This is a genomic window from Streptomyces sp. TRM49041 (assembly GCF_008271805.1).
GTDB lineage: Bacteria > Actinomycetota > Actinomycetes > Streptomycetales > Streptomycetaceae > Streptomyces.
Map to the genome: position 1 here is coordinate 40,394 of NZ_VSRY01000147.1, position 18,776 is coordinate 59,169.

Here is an 18,776-nt window from a genome sequence, read left to right on the forward strand (position 1 = left end):
GGACATCGGTCAGCGGTCAGCGGTCAGCGGTCAGCGGGACGGTGTCGGAGATGACCGCGCGGCCGTCCTCCGGGGAGTCCCAGAACGCGGTCAGCACACCGGCGCCCGACCGGATGGCCTGGTACGGGAACGTCACGTCGAAGGTCCCGCGGGTGCCGGAGCCCGACGTCGCCGTGCCGAAGACGTCCGCCGCGGTACGCCCCGCCGCGTCGGTGAGCTTCAGGCGGAACGTGGCCTCGAAGGTGTTGGCGCTGCCCCACACCCGGAGCGGGGTGCCGACCGTGTCACCGATCAGCGGCGACTCGACCAGGACGTCGGGCGTCAGGTCCTCGAAGTCGGCCCGGCCGACGGGCCGGTTGAGTTCGATGCCCTGTCCGCTGAAGCTGCGCACCGGCTTTCCGTCGAGCTCGAACCGGACCTTGTCGATGCCCGGGGACTGCGTGGCGGTGAACACGACCTGGGCGAGCCGGGCGCGCATCGACAGGGTGCCGCCGCCGTCGTCGTACCGCTCGGAGAGGTCCACGGTCGCGACGCGGTCGCGGACGGCGACGGAGTTCAGGGTCGTACCGGCGGGGATCGCCGTCGTACGGTCGTGTCCGCGCTCGAAGCTGTTCGGGCCCGACAGCAGGGCACGGAGGGCACCGGCGGTGGTGGCGGGCGCGGTGGCGGAGCGCGGTGCGGGTGACACCTGCTCCCCGTGCAGGAAGTAGACGGAGACCCGCACCTGCTTGCCGCCGCCCGCCGTCGTCGGCGGGGGCGGTTCGGGGGTCGGGGTGGGTGTACGGGCCGGGGTCGGCGCGGGGCTCGTCCCCGGCGGGGTGGTGGGCTTGGCGTCCTCCGTACTCGGGGGGCTGGTACGGGGCGTGTTCGTGGGCGTCCCCGTCGGCCCGTTCCCGTTTCCGTTCGCGCACGCGGGGAGCGAGAGCGGGAGGATCAGTACGGTGGCGACCGTCGCCGGACGGAACCACCGGAAGTGTGCACGTGTCGTGCGGGTCTGAGAACCCATGGCAGCCTCCTCCGACCTCTCCAGGAAACACCCTCGTCGGCGGATACAGAAGGGCTGATCAGCCCTGGTTCGAGGGAACTGGCGGTCACTCATCCGTATTCTCCGGTAGCGTCACGCGTCGTGAGCGTGCGATTCCAGGAGATCGACTGGCGTCCGACCCCGATCGGCGAGATCAGCCTGCGCCGTCGGCGTGACCCGGCTTCGGGCGACGACGTGTACGAGGTGAAGCTCGGCGACGAGTTCCTCATGTCCAGCCTGTTCACCGAGGGGGAGGTCGCACTCGCCCGCCTCGGCCTGGCCGGGCTGCCCGATCCCGCCTCGCCGCTGGACGTCGCCGTCGGCGGCCTCGGGCTCGGATACACCGCGCGGGCGGTGCTCGACGATCCCCGGGTGCGGTCCCTCGTCGTGGTCGAGGCGCTCGGCGAGGTCGTCGACTGGCACGAGCGTCACCTCGTACCGCTGGGCGCCGGCCTGGCCACCGATGCCCGGTGCCGGTTCGTCCACGGCGACTTCTTCTCCATGGTCGGCGGGACCGTCGGCCTGGACCCCGAGCAGCCGGGCCGCCGCTTCCACGCCGTCCTGCTGGACATCGACCACTCGCCGCGCCATGTCCTGCACCCCGGGAACGCGGCGCTGTACCGGCCCGCCGGGCTGCGTGCGCTGGCCGACCGCCTCCACTCCGGCGGGGTCTTCGCCCTGTGGTCCAACGACCCGCCGGACGAGGAGTTCGGCGCCGCGCTCGCGGAGGTGTTCACCGAGACCGCTGCCCACGTGGTCAGCTTCCCCAACCCCCTCCAGGGCGGCACCGCGTCGAACACGGTGTACGTGGCACGCGCCGCCCGATGACGGCGACCGGCCCGATGACGGCGGCCGGCCCGCCGACGGCGCCGGGTGGGTTCCGGACGCGTCAGCCGCGCAGGTGGCCGAGCACGGACCGGACGGCCTGCTCCACCGCCCGGCGGGCCTCCTCGGTGTGGTCGATCGTCTCGAAGCCGTGGTGGCCGTGCGGGACGTCGATCACCTCGACCGGGACCGCGCGACCGGCGGCGGCGGTCAGGAACTCCTCGACCGTCGCCGCGATCTCCGGGCTCTCCCGCCCCACACGGGTCAGTACGACCGGCAGCCGCTCCGACGTGCGCACCGCGGCGGCGGGCCGGAACGGGGAGTCGGTGAGCCCCCAGTTCGGCAGCGGCGCCAGCACGGGGTAGGTCGCCGCCACACAGCGCAGCCACGGCGGGGGCGAGGCGAGCCAGTCTGCCGCCAGCAGCCCGCCGGCGGAGAAGAACCACAACGCGACCCGGTCCGCGTCCACCCGCGGATCGGCCCGTACGAGCTCCACCGCCGCGGCGACGTCCTCGGCGGCGCGCCCGTAGTCGGAGAGGTCGTGCAGCCGGTGATCCACCGTCACACCGACCGCGCCGAGGCCCGCCACGTACCGGCCGTGGCCGACGAAGCCCGGCCAGTCGCGCGGCGTCGGCCCTACGCCTGCCGGAACCGGGCCGCCGTGGACGAACACCACGGCCGGGCGGGGCTCCCCGGCGGCATCGGGCAGGTGCAGGTCGACCTGCCCGACCCGCTCGCGGCGCCGCTCCGGTACGTCCAGGAGGAACGGCCTGAGATGCGGGGGCGGCTCGTCGCCCGCCGTGGCCAGCCGGTGTCCTTCTCCCGCGGCGGCCCGGAGCAGTACGTCCGCCAGTTCGTCCGGGGTGGAGAGCATCGGCCAGTGGCCGGTGTGGAGTTCGAAGAAGGTGACGCTGGGGTCGGTGAGCGCCTGGAGGTGGGGGTCGCCCATCCCGACGAGCGCCTGCACCATGGCGATGGTCGGCCCGTTGCCGGTGCAGAGCACGCCGCTCGTCGGCACCTTGGCCGCCGCGCCCGACAGCCGGAGCGGCCGGGTGAGTGTGCCCGTCGGCTGCGGTGCGGCGAGGCGGGTGAGCCGTGCCAGCGCGTCGGAGGGGACTCCGGCGGTGCTGCCCCAGCGCTGCCACGCGTCGGGGGACGTCGGCGGGGGCATCCCGCCGCCGTCCGACCCCCGCCCGGCCGCCGGGAGCAGCAGCCGCTCCCGGACCGCCTGGTCGGGCACCAGCTTGAGGGCCCGGTCGCCGTCCCGCGGCATGCCCGCGTCCAGGTACACGACCCGGGCGATCCGCTCCGCGCGCCGGTCGGCGGCGCCGAGCACGGGGTGGATGCCGTAGCCGTGCCCGACCAGCACCAGCTCGCCCGCGTCCGCCAGGTCCGCCCGGTCGATCAGCTGGAGCAGGTCGTGGATGTGCGTCTCCAGGTCGGTGTCGGGTCCCGCGGGACCGCGGCTCTCCCCCATGCCGGTGAGCGTCACCGGGTACACCTCGGCTCCCGACTCCCGGAGCCGGTCCGCCAGTTCCTTCCAGAGCCACCCTCCGGTGAAGCTCTCCCCCACCAGCACGAACGTCGTCATGAGCCCTCCTCGCTTCTCGCTGCTCGCTGCTCGCTGCTCGGCAGGGTAGGAACTCCCCCAAGGGGAGATTCAAGCCGTCCGCGCCCGACGGCCCTCACATTTGCAATTTCTCATGCCGTTTCGGCAAGGTGATACGTGTGGACGAATTGAAGGACGTACTGGCGGCGGTCGGGCCGAACCTGCGTGAGCTGCGGAAACAGCGCGGTGTCACGCTGGCCGAACTGTCGGGGATCACCGGCATCTCGGAGAGCACACTGTCGCGGCTGGAGAGCGGGAGCCGGCGGCCCAACCTGGAGCTGCTGCTGCCGCTGGCCCGCGCGTACGGCGTCCCGCTCGACGAGCTGGTCGGCGCCCCGCACACCGGGGACCCGCGTGTGCATCTGCGGCCGGTGCGGCGTGGCGCGATGACGTACGTGCCGCTGACGCGCCGGGCAGGCGGCCTGCAGGCGCACAAACTGGTTCTCCCGCCACGCCGCGACGACGTCGTGCCGGACCTCAAGACGCATGAGGGATACGAGTGGCTGTACGTCCTCGAAGGCCGGCTCCGCCTCCTCCTGGGCGACCGGGACCTGGTGCTCAAGGCGGGCGAGGTGGCCGAGTTCGACACGCACGTCCCGCACTGGATGGGCGCGGCCGACGCGCGCCCGGTCGAACTGCTCACCCTGTTCGGGCCACAGGGCGAGCGCGCCCACCTGCGTGCGCGCACGACGTGACGGAAGGCGCGCGCCGGGCGCCGGCCGCCATCGGCTCACTGCCGCTCGGCCCGCCCGGTGGGCGACAGCCCCTCCAGGCCGTGGCGGCGCTCTCCCAGAACACGCTCGCAGACCTCGGCCTCCGAGGCCGGACCGAACACATCCGCGCCCCGGCCTCCGCCCCGGCGTGCCACCGCGGCGTCGGCCTCGGCGGCGACGAGTTCCGCGTTGACGGCCATGGCGGCCTGGACTCCCGCGGCGGCGGCGACGGGAACTCCGGCCATGGGGTCGGTGACGTTGCCCGCGACCCACACGCCGGGCACGTCGGTGAGCCCGCCCGGGCCCGACCTCACGTGGTGCCCCACGCCCGCCGGATGCTCCTCGGCCGCCAGGCCGAGCTGCGCGAGCATGCCGTCGCGGGCCTCCAGCCGGGGCGCCACCGCGAGGGCCCGCAGCGGAACGCGCCGCCCGGACTTCAGCCGTACCCCGGCCAGTCGGTCGCCCTCGGTCTCGACGGCGACGACCTCCCCGTCCACCACGCCGATCCCGCGAGCGGCAAGCCTCTCCCAGTCCTCCTCCGCCGGGTCCCCGCCCGTGTGCGTGAACACGGTCACGTCGTCGGACAACTGCCGGAACAGGAGCGCCTGGTGGACCGTCTTCGGGCCGGTCGAGAGGATGCCGACCGGCTGGTCGCGCACCTCCCATCCGTGGCAGTACGGGCAGTGGAGCACATCCTTCCCCCACCGCTCGCGCAGCCCGGCGACCTCGGGAAGCCGGTCGGCGACCCCGGTACAGACCAGCAGCCGCCGCGCGGCGAACCGCCGCCCGCCCGCAGTGTCCACGGTGAACCCCTCACCCTCGCGCCGGGCGGCCACAACCCGGTCCGTGACGACCTGCCCGCCGTATGCGGCGACCTCCTCCCTGCCCGCTCGCAGCAGCTCCCCGGGGGCGACGCCGTCCCGGGACAGCAGGCCGTGCACCCCGGCGGCGGGCGCGTTGCGCGGCTCGCCGGAGTCGACGACCACCACGGACCGCCGGGCCCGGGCCAGCGTCACCGCCCCGGAGAGCCCGGCGACGCCACCGCCGACGACCAGTACATCGATTGCGTTCTTCGCTGTCTCAGCCATGCGCACAGCCTCCGCGCGACTCTGCCTGGCTGGCAAAATTTCTTGCCGATACGGCAAATCGACGCCTATGCAGCGGCTCGGAGGCTCAGAGGCTCAGAGGCTCAGCACGAGCTTGCCTCGGACTCCGCCCGCCGCGCTGACGCGGTGCGCCTCGGCCGCCTTTTCGAGCGGTAGGACGGCCTGTACCTCGACGTGTACCGCGGCCGAGTCGACAAGCTCGCCTATGCGGCGCAGGGCGGCCCCGTCCGGTGTGACGATGACGCGCCGGGCTTCCACGCCGGGGACGCGGTATGTCTCGTCCAGGGGTTCCGGCAGGGTGATCAGGGTGCCGCCGGGGCGCAGCAGGGACCATGCCTCGTGCTGCACCCGGCCTCCGACGGTGTCCAGGACGACATCGACCGGCTCCAGACGACTCAGCGCCCCGGAGGTACGGTCCAGCGGCTCGGCCACCCCGAGTTCCCGGAGGAAGCCCAGATTGCGGGGTGACGCCGTGGAGATGACGTACGCTCCGCGGAGCCTGGCGAACTGGACGGCGAAGTGCCCCACACCGCCGGCTCCCGCGTGCACCAGCACCCTGTGGCCTTCCGTCACACCGGCCGCGTCCAGGGCCTGCCATGCCGTCAGCGCCGCGAGCGGCACCGCGGCGGCCTGGGCGAAGGACAGCCGGGCCGGCTTCGGCGCCAGCGCGGAAGCCGGCACCACGGCGAGTTCCTGGTAGGCGCCGCCGTAGGGCAGGGGCAGCATGCCGTACACCGCCTCGCCGACCGCCGGCCCGCCGGGCGTGGTGCTCTCCACCACTCCCGCGACGTCCCAGCCCATGCCGAGCGGGAACGGCCGGTCGCTCCGTACGTGTCCCTCGCGGTGCTTCCAGTCGACCGGGTTCACGCCGGCGGCCCTGACCCGCACAAGCACCTCCCCTTCCGCAGGGGTCGGAGCGGGGCCTTCGGCGAGTTCCAGCACGCTCTCGTCGCCGTACCGGGAGAAGTTCACCACGCGCATCAGACAGCTCCGTTCTTCGTTCCAAGGCGTCGGCCCCCGCAGAGGAGGCCGACGCGGTGCGGTCGGCACCGGTCCCACCGTGGCGCCCCGGCGTGCGCGTAGCCATTCCCCTGGCAGTACCAGGCGGCCGCACCGCGCACCGGAGCAGGCGGCGAGGGGGGTACTGAGAGGGACAGGCGCGAAGAACCGCCGACCGCCCATACTGCAGTCATGAGTGCAGTCAGTGAGCTCGGCGGCTTCCTCGCGTCCCGCAGGTCCCGTGTGACCCCCTACGACGTCGGCGTGCCCGTCGTCGGCCGTCGCAGGGTGCCGGGGCTGCGCCGCGAAGAGGTGGCCGAACTCGCCGGGGTCAGCGTCGTCTACTACACACGCCTGGAGCAGGGCCGTGCGGCCAACCCCTCCGACTCCGTACTGGAAGCCCTCGCGCGCGTGCTCGGCCTGAACGCGGCGGAGCGGGCGCACCTCTTCGACCTCGCGCACCGGTCGGGTGGACGTGTCCGGGCGGCGGCCGGGGAGGGCGACGGGCATCCCGCCGGGGACTCGGGGCGCTCCGCGGACGCGGTCCCGGCCGTACGGGAGGGAGTTCGCAGGCTGCTCGACGCGCAGGGTGCCGTTCCCGCGTACGTACTGGACCCGGCGATGGACGTCCTGGCCGCCAACGCCCTGGCCGTCGCCCTGGTGGGCGAGGGGGCCGGCGCCTCGGCGGGGACGGCCAACCTGGCCCGCCACATCTTCGTCGACGCCACGGCACCCCTGCTGTACCCGGAGTGGGACGAGGTGGCCCGCCAGACCGTGGGGTTCCTGCGGTTCTCCGCCGGCCGTCACCCGGGCCATCCGCGGCTCGCCCGGCTGGTCGCCGAGCTGAGCCGGCACAGCCCGCGGTTCAGGGAACTGTGGGCGGCGCAGGAAGTGACGGAGAAGACCCATGGCGAGAAGCACTTCCGGCACCCCTTGGTCGGGGGTTTCCGTCTCACTTACGAGACGCTCGCGCTGCCCGGTGACGCGGGACAGTCGCTCGTCGTCTTCACGGCCCCCGACGAGCGTGCGGACACCGCTCTGAGGCTCCTCGGCAGCTGGGCGGCGGTGTCGGGCCCCGGCACCACGGACCGCACCCCGGACGCCGGGCGGCCGTGACGCCTGTCGCGGTGCGGTCCGGATGCCGGGTCATGGCGCTCGTACCTGTGTGACCGGCGGTGGCGCGCGGTGGACGCGGGCGAGGACGAGGACCGTGTCGTCGGTCAGTGGGGTCGGCAGCAGGTTCCGCAGGATGCGGTCGGCGGCGGGTTCCAGCGGGCCTCCCGCGTGGGCCAGTTCGGCGCGCAGGGCGTCCAGGCCCGTCTCGATGTCCCGGCCTCGTGCCTCGATGAGGCCGTCGGTGTACAGGGCGAGGGTGGCGTTGTCGGGGAGTTCGAGGTCGGTCGTCAGGAACGGGTGGCCGCCGACACCGAGCGGGATGCCCAGGACGTCGCCGATGGTGTCGACCCGGCCGTCCGGGTGCCGCAGCAGGGGCGGCGGGTGGCCGGCGTTGGCGACGCGGGCGTGTCCGGTCGTCGGGTCGTACACCAGGTAGAGGCAGGTGGCGAGTTCGATGCCGGCCTCCTGGGCGCAGGCGTCGAGGTCGGCGAGCAGGTGTTCCGGTGCGCGGTCGTGTCTGGCGAGGGCCTTGGCGGTGATGCGGAGCCTGCCCATGGCGGCGGCGGCCGGCACGCCGTGTCCCATGACGTCGCCGACGACCAGGGCGAACCGGTCGCCGGGCAGGGCGATCGCGTCGTACCAGTCGCCGCCGACCTCGGTGACCCGGCTGCCGGGCACGTACCGGTGTGCCATCCGCACATACGGGCTGGTCGCCAGGGCGCTGGGCAGCAGGGCGCGCTGGAGGGTGAGTGCGATGTCCTGGACGCGGCTGTACAGGCGGGCGTTGTCGAGGCAGAGGGCGGCGCGGGAGGCGAGTTCACCGGCGAGGCTGAGGTCGTCGTCGGTGAAGGGTGGCCTGGCCGCCGACCGGCCGAACATGGTGATCCCCTGGACGGTGCCCCTGGCGACGAGAGGGGCGATCAGGAGGCAGACGAAGCCGCTCGCGGCGAGGATGCGGGCGCGCTCCTCCGTGATGACGGTACGGGCCACGAAGTCCTCGTCGACGGGGGCGGCGATGGGCCGGCCGGTGCGCAGCATGTCGTGGATGACGGACCCGGGCGGGTACGTCACGGTCTCCACTCCGCCGACGAGTCGGTCGGCGGGGGGCGGCAGGCAGGTGCCGGCGGCGATCCGGCGGGTGACGAGCGGCAGGGACGGGTCGAACAGCTCGGCTTCGTGCATCCACTCGACGACCTCCACGACGCATCCGTCCGCGAAGTCCGGGACGGCGGCGTCGACCAGCTCGCGGGCGGTGACGTATACGTCGAGGGTCGTACCGATCCGGGAGGCGGCCCGGTCCAGCAGGGCGAGCCTCCGGCGTCCGGCCGCGGCGTCCCGGATGGCCTCCTCCCGGTCGGTCACGTCGACGAGCAGCCCGCCCACTCCCGGCCGGGAGCCGACGGCCTGGGTCAGGGGGAAGAGGCTCACCGAGCGCACCTGGTCGCGGTCGGGGCGCCCTGTGGTGCGCGTGGTGACCAGCATCCCCACGACGGTCTCGCCGCCCTCGGCGACGGCGCGGAGCAGACCGCCGTACCCGCCCCCCTCCCCGCTCCCGTCCGGCGTGATCATGATGTCCTCCATACGCCGTCCGAGGTGGTCCTCGACGGACAGGCCGTCCATCTCGGCGAGCGCCTCGTTGACGTGGACGTACCGGAGGTCCTGGTCGAGCATGACGAGACCGATGGGGCAGGTCCGGAAGAGCGCGTCGACGAAGGCGAGGTTGGTCTTCACCCGGTCGAGTTCGTCGCTGCGGCTCGCCAGCCCCAGCAGTACGGAGCCGTCGGCGGCACCGGTCACGGGGAAGACCCGGAAGCCGCAGTCGAAGGCCGTGCCCTCGCTGTTCCGCGCCGTGAGCCGGCCGCGCCAGTACCCGTCGGCTCGGCCGCGCTCCACCATGTGCGCGCACGAGGCGGAGGTGCCCCGGTCCGCGTCGGCGAAGAGGACGGCGCCGGGCTCCCCCAGGACGTCTGCGGGGTCGTGGCCGAAGAGGTCGTGGGCGCCGGGCCCCCAGAAGCAGACGCGATCGTCGTCGTCGATACCGAAGACGGCCACGGGCACGTGCTGGAGCAGCGTCCCCGGCTCGGACCAGAGCGGACTCCGGGCCTGGGTGTCCTCCGGCGGATCCGATGGCACGAGACGTTTCCTTCCGCCTGCCGCTGCCCCCGACTCCATTGTGCGGACCTGCGGCCGCTTTCGACCCGGCGAGGCGCATCGGTCCGCGGCGAGGCGACGGGCCGCGCGTTGTGTAGCAACTTCGCCACAGCACGTGACACATACGGAATCGGCCGTCACTTTCGCCCCGCCGGACCCCTTGTACGACCGTCGGATCGAGCACCACGGCCCCCGGAGGCACCACATGGGCAGCCACAGGCAACCGCGCAGGGCGAGCGGCGCCCGCTACACCCTGGTCAGGGCCGCCATCGCCATGGGCGTGGCCGGCGCCCTGGCGATCGCCCTGCAGTCGTCCCACGAGAACGCGGCGCCCCGGTCGAAGCCGGAGTCGATGCGGAGCACGCTGCCCGAGGCCGGGAGTCCGTCGGCGCCGGGCAGGGGCCGGGACCGTGCGCTTACGGGGCCGGAACACAGCCGTCCGTCCCCCGGCGCCACGCCACGGCCGACGCCGCCGCCGACCAGCACGGCTTCGGAGCCGTCCCGTCCGGTCGCCGACGGGAGCGGACTCCCCTCACCGGCCCCTGCCGCGTCCACCGCGCCGGGCGGGCCGACGGCACGCGCCGCCTCCGGCGACGCGGCGGCGGAAGCAGCCGGTGGGCCGGCCCTTCGGGGTGCCGCGGAGGCCGCCTCCCCCGAGAGCCCGGCGCCGACGGCGGACCGGGCCCCGTCCCGGCCTTCCCCTTCCCCGTCGTCGCCGCCGTCGTCGTCCCCGTCGTCGCCGCCGTCGTCGCGGTCGCCGATCGACGCGCTCGACGATATGCTGCGCGGCCTCGTGGGCTCCGGGGGCGGGAGTACGGCCGGGTCGACGGAGAGCCGGTAGCCCTACCGGCGGACGCGCCAGTCGACCGCGGACCGCAGGGTCGTGGCGATGTCCGGGTCGCGTACCGCGGCCGTCCGGTCCTCGACGGTGACGGTCAGCCTGTGCGTCCTGAAGTCGTTCCGGCGGAGCCCGAGCTCCGCGACGCGCACCTCCGTCCGGCCCTCGAAGTGTGGCATCTCCCGGCGGTCCAGATACCAGCGGACGGTGAGCTGGTGTCCGTCCGGGCCGGTCAGCCGGGGTACGGCGACCGTCGCCTTCTGGTCGTGCCGCAGGGTGGTGCCGGCGGGCGTGACGGCGGTGGCCACCCGGGCGTGGCGGTAGAAGCCGGCGATCATCGCCTCGACGCCGGGGAGGTTGAACGGCTTGTCGAGGACCCGCATCAGCGAGTTGTCGGTGGGCCGGCGCAGTCCGGTGGCGAAGTAGCCGCCGCCCTCGTACACGCCGACCTTGCCGCCGTCCGGCGACTCCTCGCCCAGCCAGCGGTACCACTTGGCGCGGCGCTCGGCCATGCGGGTGGCGTCGAACGTGGAGGTGTTGGGCTCGGCGGACTCAGGACCGGTGTACTGCTCGTACCCCGGGAGGTCGGGGTAGAAGTACTCGTCGGCGAGGCCGCCCAGCGAGTGGCCGGTCTCGTGGATGGCGACCTGACCGGACTTCTCGTTGCCGGCCGACGCGGTGGAGATGCCCTCGTAGCCGAGGGTCTGGCTGCGCTCGTTGTAGCCGGCGCCGCCGTACTTGGCGCTGTTGGCGAGGACGATCACCAGGTCGGCCTCGGGTGCGAGGGCCACATACGCGTCGACCTTGTCCTGGTCGACGCAGAGCAGCCGCTCGATGTCGCCGCACCAGAAGTACGCGCCGAGTGCGGTGTCCTTCACGGTGGCCGGGCCGGGGTCGCCGGTGACTCCGGAGTCGTTGGAGACGACGTCGACCGTCCAGACGTTGAAGAGGCTCTGATAGGTCGTGTACGGCTCGACGGCCGCCACCTCGGCCCACTTGTCCCTGGCATCGGTGTGGAACCGGTCGAGCTCGGCGGCGGTGTAGCCGTCGCCGAGGACGACGACGTCGAGCCGGTCGGCGGTCGAGCCGTTGTCGATCACCTTCGTGACCTCGCCGTCCGCCGCCCGCTCCGCCGCCGAGAGGCGCGGGGCGGGCCTGTCCCGGCCGGCGGCGGGTATGTGCGTGTGGCCCGATCCGGCGAGCACGCCGTGCTCGGGGCCGGGTATCTCGACCTCCACCAGGGCGGCCGACGCCGGTTCCGCGAGCGGTGACGGGTCCGCGGCCGCGGTGCCGGGTCCGGTGGCGAATGCCGCCGCGGTGACGGCCGCGGCCACAGCGGCCGCCGTCAGGGATCTGCGCAGGGTCGAGCGCACGGAGTCCTCCCCGATAGAAGTTAAGTGGTGACTTAAGTTCGATGAACAGATCGCTTAAGGTAGGGCGGCGCGCGGCGGCTGCGCAATGGCCAGGAACCCCTGAATACTGGGGAGTTCGAGCGAGCAAGGGGTTCCCATGGACGAACCGTCCGAGATCGGCCGACGAGTTCAGCGCATGCGTACTGAACGCGGCATGACGCAAAGGCAGTTGGCCGAGCCTTCGTACACGGCGGCGTACGTCTCGACGCTGGAGTCCGGCAAGGTGCGGCCCTCCGAGACGGCACTGCGTTTCCTCGCCGGGCGCCTCGGCACGTCGTACGAGGAGCTGGCCACCGGCCGGCCGGCCCATCTGGCCACCGAGCTACGGCTCGCCCTGACCGACGCCCAGCGGATGCTCGCCACCGGCTCCGCCGACGAGGCCGCCGTCCAGTACCGTCGACTGCTCACCGACGCGGAACACCTCGGCCTGCCGGCCGAGCAGGCCGAGGCGCTCCTGGGGCTCGGCGACTGCGCCCTCGAGACCGGTGAACTCACGGACGCCGGGCGGCACTTCGCAGCAGCGGAACACCTGCTGGCCGACGAGCCGCTCCCCCGCCGCGCCCGCGCGATGCGCGGCCGCGCCATCGCGCACCTGCTGGCCGGGGAGCTGCGTTACGCCTGCTACCTCCTCGAATCGGCCATCGACGAACTGGGCGCGAGCGGGCTCACCGACCCCGAGGCGCTGGTGATGCTGTACGCGGCGGTCATCGGCCCGTACATCGACATGGGCGCGCACGCCCGCGCGGCCCACGCGGCCGAACTCGCGCTCGCGCTGGCGCCACAGGTCCACGACCCCGCTCTCGTGGCGGGCATGCACCGACAGGTCGCCCGGACCTTCCTCGCCGAGGGGCGTACGGCCGACGCGGACGCGTCGCTGGCCAAGGCACAGACGATGTACCGGCAGCTGCGGCTGCGGACCGACCTGGCGCACTGCCACTGGATGCGCGGCTACGTCAAGGCACAGAGCGGCGAACTCGCCGCAGCCGAGCGGGAGTTGCGTACGGCTCGGGACATGCTGGCGGCCCGGGGGGCGACGCTCTACACGGCCCAGGTGGAGGTGGAGCTGGCCGACGTGCTGCGGCGGCTCGGCCGGTACGACGAGGCCGCCGGGCTGCTGTCCGCGCTGCTGGACCTGGACGACCGGCACGGCGCCGTGCACGCGGGAGGTGCGCACCGGCTGCTCGGCCTCATCGCCGAGGAGCGCGGGGACACCGAATCCGCCGAGGAGCACTATGTGCTGGCGCTCGGACTGCTGGAGCGGAGCGGGGCGACGGGCGACCTCGCGGACCTGTGCCGGCTGCTGGGCGACCTGCTGCGCCGTACGGGCCGGGTGGAGGCCGCGCTCGACGCGTACCGCACGGGCCTTGGCCACCGCGCGGCTCCGGGGACGACCACGCTGGGGCCGGCGCCGGCCGCGCCTCCGTTCCAGGCGGGGCACGGCGGGGTGGGGTAGCCCCCAGGCACACCCGTGGGTGCCGAATCGGACAGGGCCCGGCCACCGCGAGGCGTGACGGCCGGGCCGCCGTGCACCCCGTGTGGCCCGGAACGGGCACCCCGGCACCGCCCGCACCCGGCGATTCCGCCCGAATCGCTCCTGGCGGAGTCCGGGCCCCGTGCGGACCCTGGCCTGTATGGGGGAGAGCGAGGAGCCGCAGCCGTGGGACCGTGTGGACCACGCCCAAGCGATCAGCGACGGTGCCACCGCCCCGCCGCCGCCCGAACCGCCGGTGTGCCGCGAATGCGGGCTCCACGGCGAACGGCGCCCCACGTACTACGGCGCCTGCGTACTTCTGGAACCCCGCCGGGAAGCGCCCGCGCACATGGTGCCGCCGTGGCACCGCTGGTACGTCGACTCCGGCGGCCGCGCCTGGAACAGCGGCGATACGGAACCGGGGCCCGGCTCGGTGTGCCGGGTCCCGCACCGCCTGGTCTGCCCCGGCACCGTCTTGACGGCGCTCGGCCTGTGGCCGTGGCTGGACGCCCTGCGCGACGAGAACGCCCGCCGCGCACAGTGGCGGGCGTGCCCGCTCGACTCCGCCGCGAGTCTCCCGGAGGCCGGGTGACCGCCCGGGGCGTCCCGCGGCGGGAGCCGGGTGTCAGGGGCGCGTGCGGTCCGCGCGCTCGGCCTGCTCCGTGCGCTTCTCCTTGATGCGGGCGGCTTCCTTGCGGACCTCGGCCTGGACGGCGCGTTCCTTCTGCAGCCACTCCGGGCTGTCGTTCCTCAGCGCCTCGATCTGCTCGGTGGTGAGCGCTTCGGTGACCCCGCCGCGCGCGAGCCCCGAGATGGAGACGCCCAGCCGGGCCGCGACCACCGGCCGGGGGTGCGGGCCGTCGCGCCGCAGCTCCCGCAGCCACTCGGGCGGGTCGGTCTGGAGCGCGTTCAGCTCGTCGCGCGAGACAACACCCTCCTGGAACTCTGCGGGGGTGGCCTCGAGGTATACACCCAGCTTCTTCGCCGCGGTCGCGGGCTTCATGGTCTGGGAGGTGCGGTGCGACGTCATGGTGTCAAGGATATCGAGCATGTGCGCGGCTCCTGACCACGCCGGGTAATCTGGCCCGGTGACAGGCTCGGAAGAACCCTCCTCGTTCAGGCTCGCCTACGTCCCGGGCGTGACGCCCGCGAAGTGGGTGCGGATCTGGCAGGAGCGACTGCCGGACATTCCGCTGGAGCTGGTCGCGGTGTCCGCCGCCGAGGCGCCCGGCCTGCTGCTCCGTGGCGACGCCGACGCCGGTTTCGTGCGGCTGCCGGTCGACCGGACGGACCTCAGCGCCATCCCGCTGTACACCGAGACGACGGTGGTCGTGATCCCCAAGGATCACCTCATGACGGCGGTGGACGAGGTGTCCGCCGAGGACCTGGCCGACGAGATCGTCTTCCATCCGCTCGACGACACCCTCGACTGGGAGCGCCCGCCGGGACTGCCCGCGATCGACCGGCCCGCCACGACGGCGGACGCCGTCGAGCTGGTCGCGGCGGGCGTGGGACTGCTCGTGGTCCCGCAGTCGCTCGCGCGGCTGCACCACCGGCGGGACCTCACGTACCGGCCGGTCACGGACCTCCCTCAGTCGCGTGTCGCCCTGTCGTGGCCGGAGGAGCGGACGACCGACCTGGTGGAGGACTTCATCGGGATCGTCCGTGGGCGGACGGTCAACAGCACCCGTGGCCGCCGCCCCGCCGCCGCGACGGAGCAGCCGAAGGCCAAGGGCGCGGACGGCGCCGGTACACAGCGGCGTACCGGGGCCGGGAAGGCCGCCGGGAAGGCGTCGGGCCGGACGTCGGGCAAGTCCGCGGGCAGGCCCACGCGCCGGGGCTCCGGTGGCGGCCAGGCCGGCGGCGGCGGTCGGGGACGTGGGAAGCCGCGCCGCCGGTCGTAACCCGGACCGGAGCCGCCCGGTCTGCATGCTTTGATGAGTGAATGACGGTTCTCGTCGGCACCTCGGGGTGGCAGTACAAGGACTGGCGTGGCGTCCTGTACCCCGCCGGGACGCCCCAGCGGCTCTGGCTGGAGGAGTACGCCGCCGGGTTCGCCACGGTCGAGGTGAACAACGCCTTCTACCGGCTGCCGTCGCACGAGATCTTCGAGGACTGGCGGCGGCGCACCCCGGCGGACTTCGTCGTCGCCGTCAAGGCGAGTCGTTTCCTCACCCACATCAAGCGGCTGCGTGAACCCGAGGAGCCGGTGCACCGGCTGATGAGCCACGCCGCGGGACTGGGCGAACGGCTCGGCCCCGTACTGCTCCAGCTACCGCCCACCCTGCGCGCCGACCCCGGGCTGCTGGACGCCTGCCTGAGCCGCTTCCCGGCCGGGACGCGGGTCGCCGTCGAGCCGCGCCACGACAGCTGGTGGGCACCGGCCGTACGCGAGGTGCTGGAGGCACGCGGCGCCGCGATGTGCTGGGCCGACATGCGGGCGCGGCCGGTGACGCCGCTGTGGCGGACGGCGGAGTGGGGATATGTGCGCTTCCACGCCGGAAGGGCACGGGTGTGGCCGCGCTACGGCCGACGGTCCCTGGAGACCTGGGCGCGGCGCATCGCGGACACCTGGCCCGACGACCGGGACGTGTACGCCTACTTCAACAACGACCCGAACGCGGCGGCCGTCCTCGACGCCGTGGTCTTCGCACGCGCGGCGAGAACCACCGGCCTGACCGTCACCCGCACCCCGTCGGCCCTGCCGCCCTCCACGGCGGCCGCGGACAGCGGTTGAAGCGGCGCATCGTACCGACCGGGTGGCCGCGCGTCGCGGGGCTGTGCCCGACAGGCCCCGGATCGCCCGAAGGCGGCACGCGCGGGGCCCCCCGGCTCGTACCGTGCTGCTGGGAAAGCCGTCGGTCACCGGGAGGGGCAGCATGGACAAGGAAGAGCGTCGGCGCATCATCGCCGAGGTGCAGGCGGAGCGCGAACGTCTGCTGCCGCTGCGCGAGGAGGCGACGCAGACGACGATCGGCATGCTGCGGCAGAGCGCACCGGCCGAACCCCCGGACCTCGTGCCGTACTTGAACCTCGCCTATCTGCTGGGTGTCAGGCGCATGCGGGGCGAGGACGGTCTGCTGGCCTTCGCGCTGTCCCTGTCGAACTGGGCGACCGCGGCGATCAAGGAGGTGGCCAAGTACACCGACCGTACGGTGGAGGAGGTCCTCGACCAGTACGAGACCGAGCTGATGGAGGCGCGCCTGGCGCAGTCGGACACGTCCCGTCCCGAATAGCGCCGGCGGCACCGTGGCGACGAGGCCGGCGTCCCGTGCGGGACGCCGGCCTCCGACGGTGGTCGACGGCGTGCGACGGCTTGCGGAGGGTGAGACCTACCGGCTGCCGGTGAGGCCGGCGAACACCACCACGTTGTCCGAGTAGTAGCGCTCCGACGCGTCGTACTCGCCGCCGCAGGTGATCAGCCGCAGTCCGGCGTGGTCGATGTTCTTGTAGACCTCGACGGTGGGAAAGCGGTTCTTGGCGTACTGGCCGATGCGTTCGACGGTGAACTCCGCCGTCTTGCCGTCCTCCCGGGCGACTTCGATCTTGTCGCCGGGCTTCAGCGAGGAGAGACGGTGGAACACCGAGGGCTTGCCGTCCCAGCTGACATGGCCGGCGATGACGGCCGGCCCCTCGGCTCCGGGCAGCGGCCCCGGGACGTACCACCCGGCCTTGTCGGGGTCGCGGGGCGTCTCCATGGTCCCGTCCTTCTGCTGCCCCAGTTCCTCCAGGGTGGAGGACACCTGGATCGACGGGATGGAGATGCTCCGCGGAGGGGACTTCGGCAGCTCGGGCGCCCGTGCGGGCTTCCGGCCGGAGTCCTCGCCGGGCGGGGCGGGGGCGTCCTGCCCCGTTGCCTGCCCCTGCGTCTCCCGCGCGCCCTGTGCGCCCTGTGCGTCGCCGCCGCCCTGGGCCGGCTGCTGCGCCGCGGGCACCGTCGGCGGTGCCGACTCCGCCCCGCCCGAACACCCGGCGGCCAGCAGCACCACCGCCAGCACGCAGGCGGCGCGCGCCCTGCCGTACCTGTACTTCTGCCGACCGATCACGCGACGCTCCGGTCGCTCGGCTCTCCGACGCCGCCGGCGGGCAGCGGTGCCGTGCTCCGGGCCCAGCGTCCGCGTCCCACGGCGAGCGCGCCGGCCACCGCCACGAAGGCGAGGCCGCCGGCGCCGACGGCGAGCCCCGGGACGACGTCGCCCCCGGCCGAGCCGCCACCCGTCTCGACGCCGCCGACGGGGACGGAACCGACCGCCGCGCCCTCCACCAGGCCGCACACGGCCGGAGCGGTGGCCTCCTGCGGCAGCTTCGGGTCGAGGTCGCTCTTGCCGGCGCCGAAGTCGTACTCGTCGTTGCCGTTCCGGTCGATGCCGTGCTGGACGACGTGGAGGTCCTTGATGTGTTCGGCGACGTCCTGGGAGACGGTGATGGTCCGCTCGTAGGAGACCTTGCCCTCCGCGTCCGCGACCGGCATGCGGTCGACGGCGAGGCCGCTGTCCGGCGATGTGTCGCCCTCGGTGGTGAGCGAGATGTTGATCTCGCCGTAGACCGGCAGGCCCTCGCTGGTGGTGACGATCCCGTCGCCGTCCTTGTCCGCGCTCGCGTCCGGGCAGCGGAAGTCGTGTCCGTCGGTGGAGCCGTGGATGTGCTGGGCGTGCGGCTGGCCGGGGACGAGACCTTCGGACTCGATCTTCACGGTCAGCCGGGTGCCGTCGAGGCTGAGCATCACCGTGCCGTTACCGCCGGAGTCGTTCAGCGGGTCGAGGTCGATCTGGTAGGCGGTGCGCTCGGCGGCTGCGGGGGTGGCGGTCGCCGCCACGAGGGTGAGGGCCGCGGGCAGAGCGAGGAGTGCGACGAGGCGCGTGGTGCGCTGGGCTATCACGATCGTTGTTCCCTTCCGGCGGCCTCCCGGGGCGGGCGGCCGCAGTTCGTACAGATCGGTTCACTGCGTTTCCGTGCCGTGGGCGCGGGCTGAGGCGCCGGCCCAGCCGTGCGCGCCGGTGGCGGGTGGTCCGGGTCAGGCCGACCCGGTACCACCGGCCACCGCCGGCGCCTGGACCTGGGCCCGCTGCGCGGGGTGCGGCGAGAGGGGGGTGACAGGAGCCGTCTCGCCGAGGGGAGCCGCGTGGGGGCGGGCCCGATCCTGGGCGGGGGCGCCCATCGGGGCCACCGCCGGAGCGGAGTGCGTGGTCCTGCCGCGCGCCTCGGGGCCGTTCGCCACGGACGACCAGGTACGGAGCCGATGGCTGGCCGCCTCGTCGAGGGTCACGGGCGCGCCGCGCTGCTCGGCCAGCCGGCTCGCCTCCCGGCCGAGAGCGGCCACGTCGTCCCAGCGCAGGGTCAGCACGACGGCGAGTTCCGCACCGCCGTCGGGGAGTCCTCGCACCATGGGTTCTTCGCGATCGGTCATGTCCGCTCCTGTCATTGACGCAGAGTGGTGTCTCCGCACCTGGCCGGGCGCGGGTAGCCGCTAGTACGCATGGCGGGGGAGACATGTTCAGAACAGGCCGCTGCC

The 18,776-nt window shown here is 73.7% G+C and carries 19 protein-coding genes; 8 read left to right on the forward strand and 11 right to left on the reverse strand.

All coding sequences use genetic code 11. The annotated features are described in order from the left end of the window. Positions 1–16 precede the first annotated feature (16 nt). Positions 17–1,006, reverse strand: a complete 990-nt coding sequence (locus FVS66_RS21140; RefSeq protein WP_187645637.1) for a GerMN domain-containing protein — start codon at positions 1,004–1,006, stop codon at positions 17–19. Positions 1,007–1,126: 120 nt separating this feature from the next. Here FVS66_RS21140 and FVS66_RS21145 point away from each other — a divergent pair, with 120 nt between their 5' ends. Continuing rightward, positions 1,127–1,852, forward strand: coding sequence for a spermidine synthase (locus tag FVS66_RS21145; RefSeq protein WP_149182763.1), 726 nt, complete (start codon positions 1,127–1,129; stop codon positions 1,850–1,852). A gap of 61 nt (positions 1,853–1,913) precedes the next feature. Here the strand turns inward: FVS66_RS21145 and FVS66_RS21150 are convergent, their stop codons facing one another. After that, on the reverse strand, positions 1,914–3,440 hold the full coding sequence (locus FVS66_RS21150; RefSeq protein WP_149182764.1) for an alpha/beta fold hydrolase: 1,527 nt from the start codon (positions 3,438–3,440) through the stop codon (positions 1,914–1,916). Between the two features lie 137 nt (positions 3,441–3,577). Here FVS66_RS21150 and FVS66_RS21155 point away from each other — a divergent pair, with 137 nt between their 5' ends. Beyond that, entirely contained in the window at positions 3,578–4,153 is a 576-nt protein-coding gene (locus FVS66_RS21155; RefSeq protein WP_399225970.1) for a helix-turn-helix domain-containing protein, read from the forward strand. A 35-nt stretch (positions 4,154–4,188) separates the two neighbouring features. Here the strand turns inward: FVS66_RS21155 and FVS66_RS21160 are convergent, their stop codons facing one another. Both FVS66_RS21160 and FVS66_RS21165 read right to left on the reverse strand, forming a co-directional pair. Further along, a complete protein-coding gene (locus FVS66_RS21160) occupies positions 4,189–5,259 on the reverse strand; it encodes an NAD(P)/FAD-dependent oxidoreductase (RefSeq protein WP_149182766.1) in 1,071 nt (356 codons plus the stop codon). Positions 5,260–5,352: 93 nt separating this feature from the next. Beyond that, on the reverse strand, positions 5,353–6,258 hold the full coding sequence (locus FVS66_RS21165) for an NADP-dependent oxidoreductase (protein ID WP_149182767.1): 906 nt from the start codon (positions 6,256–6,258) through the stop codon (positions 5,353–5,355). Between the two features lie 210 nt (positions 6,259–6,468). Between FVS66_RS21165 and FVS66_RS21170 the strand changes: the two genes are divergently transcribed. Continuing rightward, complete coding sequence (locus tag FVS66_RS21170) at positions 6,469–7,392, forward strand: helix-turn-helix transcriptional regulator (protein WP_149182768.1); 924 nt, start codon at positions 6,469–6,471, stop codon at positions 7,390–7,392. 30 nt (positions 7,393–7,422) lie between these two features. On the opposite strand, the gene FVS66_RS21175 is transcribed toward FVS66_RS21170, so the two are convergent. The 3 genes from FVS66_RS21175 to FVS66_RS21185 form a co-directional block, all read right to left on the reverse strand. Further along, complete coding sequence (locus FVS66_RS21175) at positions 7,423–9,525, reverse strand: SpoIIE family protein phosphatase (protein ID WP_262387118.1); 2,103 nt, start codon at positions 9,523–9,525, stop codon at positions 7,423–7,425. Positions 9,526–9,789: 264 nt separating this feature from the next. After that, positions 9,790–10,098: a hypothetical protein gene (locus FVS66_RS35530; RefSeq protein ID WP_149182770.1), complete on the reverse strand. Its 309-nt coding sequence runs from the start codon at positions 10,096–10,098 to the stop codon at positions 9,790–9,792. A gap of 288 nt (positions 10,099–10,386) precedes the next feature. Then, entirely contained in the window at positions 10,387–11,754 is a 1,368-nt protein-coding gene (locus FVS66_RS21185; RefSeq protein ID WP_262387119.1) for a M64 family metallopeptidase, read from the reverse strand. Between the two features lie 136 nt (positions 11,755–11,890). Between FVS66_RS21185 and FVS66_RS21190 the strand changes: the two genes are divergently transcribed. Together FVS66_RS21190 and FVS66_RS21195 are read left to right on the forward strand one after the other, a co-directional pair. Beyond that, positions 11,891–13,246, forward strand: coding sequence for a helix-turn-helix transcriptional regulator (locus FVS66_RS21190; RefSeq protein WP_149182771.1), 1,356 nt, complete (start codon positions 11,891–11,893; stop codon positions 13,244–13,246). A 178-nt stretch (positions 13,247–13,424) separates the two neighbouring features. Continuing rightward, entirely contained in the window at positions 13,425–13,856 is a 432-nt protein-coding gene (locus FVS66_RS21195) for a DUF6083 domain-containing protein (RefSeq protein ID WP_149182772.1), read from the forward strand. A gap of 33 nt (positions 13,857–13,889) precedes the next feature. Here FVS66_RS21195 and FVS66_RS21200 read toward each other — a convergent pair whose 3' ends face one another. Beyond that, a complete protein-coding gene (locus FVS66_RS21200; protein WP_149182995.1) occupies positions 13,890–14,294 on the reverse strand; it encodes a DUF5997 family protein in 405 nt (134 codons plus the stop codon). A gap of 58 nt (positions 14,295–14,352) precedes the next feature. Here FVS66_RS21200 and FVS66_RS21205 point away from each other — a divergent pair, with 58 nt between their 5' ends. From FVS66_RS21205 to FVS66_RS21215, 3 genes are all read left to right on the forward strand, one after another. Continuing rightward, on the forward strand, positions 14,353–15,168 hold the full coding sequence (locus FVS66_RS21205; protein WP_149182773.1) for a LysR family substrate-binding domain-containing protein: 816 nt from the start codon (positions 14,353–14,355) through the stop codon (positions 15,166–15,168). Positions 15,169–15,209: 41 nt separating this feature from the next. Next, positions 15,210–16,001, forward strand: a complete 792-nt coding sequence (locus tag FVS66_RS21210) for a DUF72 domain-containing protein (protein ID WP_149182774.1) — start codon at positions 15,210–15,212, stop codon at positions 15,999–16,001. 142 nt (positions 16,002–16,143) lie between these two features. Then, the gene (locus FVS66_RS21215; protein WP_149182775.1) at positions 16,144–16,500 is read left to right on the forward strand and encodes a hypothetical protein; all 357 of its coding nucleotides are present in this window, start codon (positions 16,144–16,146) and stop codon (positions 16,498–16,500) included. 96 nt (positions 16,501–16,596) lie between these two features. Here FVS66_RS21215 and FVS66_RS21220 read toward each other — a convergent pair whose 3' ends face one another. The 3 genes from FVS66_RS21220 to FVS66_RS21230 form a co-directional block, all read right to left on the reverse strand. Then, the gene (locus FVS66_RS21220; protein ID WP_262387120.1) at positions 16,597–17,310 is read right to left on the reverse strand and encodes a class F sortase; all 714 of its coding nucleotides are present in this window, start codon (positions 17,308–17,310) and stop codon (positions 16,597–16,599) included. Beyond that, on the reverse strand, positions 17,307–18,143 hold the full coding sequence (locus tag FVS66_RS21225; protein ID WP_262387121.1) for a hypothetical protein: 837 nt from the start codon (positions 18,141–18,143) through the stop codon (positions 17,307–17,309). The genes FVS66_RS21220 and FVS66_RS21225 overlap by 4 nt, the downstream gene beginning before the upstream one ends. A 135-nt stretch (positions 18,144–18,278) precedes the next feature. Further along, positions 18,279–18,671 (reverse strand): hypothetical protein, encoded by a 393-nt coding sequence (locus FVS66_RS21230; RefSeq protein ID WP_149182776.1) that lies wholly within the window; start codon positions 18,669–18,671, stop codon positions 18,279–18,281. Between the last annotated feature and the right edge of the window lie 105 nt (positions 18,672–18,776).

Coding starts and splice junctions, on each gene's coding strand:
- FVS66_RS21195 (WP_149182772.1), top strand. CDS start 13,425: ATGGGGGAGAGCGAGGAGCCGCAGCCGTGGGACCGTGTGGACCACGCC.
- FVS66_RS21165 (WP_149182767.1), bottom strand. CDS start 6,258: ATGCGCGTGGTGAACTTCTCCCGGTACGGCGACGAGAGCGTGCTGGAA.
- FVS66_RS21160 (WP_149182766.1), bottom strand. CDS start 5,259: ATGGCTGAGACAGCGAAGAACGCAATCGATGTACTGGTCGTCGGCGGT.
- FVS66_RS21170 (WP_149182768.1), top strand. CDS start 6,469: ATGAGTGCAGTCAGTGAGCTCGGCGGCTTCCTCGCGTCCCGCAGGTCC.
- FVS66_RS21210 (WP_149182774.1), top strand. CDS start 15,210: ATGACGGTTCTCGTCGGCACCTCGGGGTGGCAGTACAAGGACTGGCGT.
- FVS66_RS21190 (WP_149182771.1), top strand. CDS start 11,891: ATGGACGAACCGTCCGAGATCGGCCGACGAGTTCAGCGCATGCGTACT.
- FVS66_RS21150 (WP_149182764.1), bottom strand. CDS start 3,440: ATGACGACGTTCGTGCTGGTGGGGGAGAGCTTCACCGGAGGGTGGCTC.
- FVS66_RS21230 (WP_149182776.1), bottom strand. CDS start 18,671: ATGACCGATCGCGAAGAACCCATGGTGCGAGGACTCCCCGACGGCGGT.
- FVS66_RS21200 (WP_149182995.1), bottom strand. CDS start 14,294: ATGACGTCGCACCGCACCTCCCAGACCATGAAGCCCGCGACCGCGGCG.
- FVS66_RS21215 (WP_149182775.1), top strand. CDS start 16,144: ATGGACAAGGAAGAGCGTCGGCGCATCATCGCCGAGGTGCAGGCGGAG.
- FVS66_RS21140 (WP_187645637.1), bottom strand. CDS start 1,006: ATGGGTTCTCAGACCCGCACGACACGTGCACACTTCCGGTGGTTCCGT.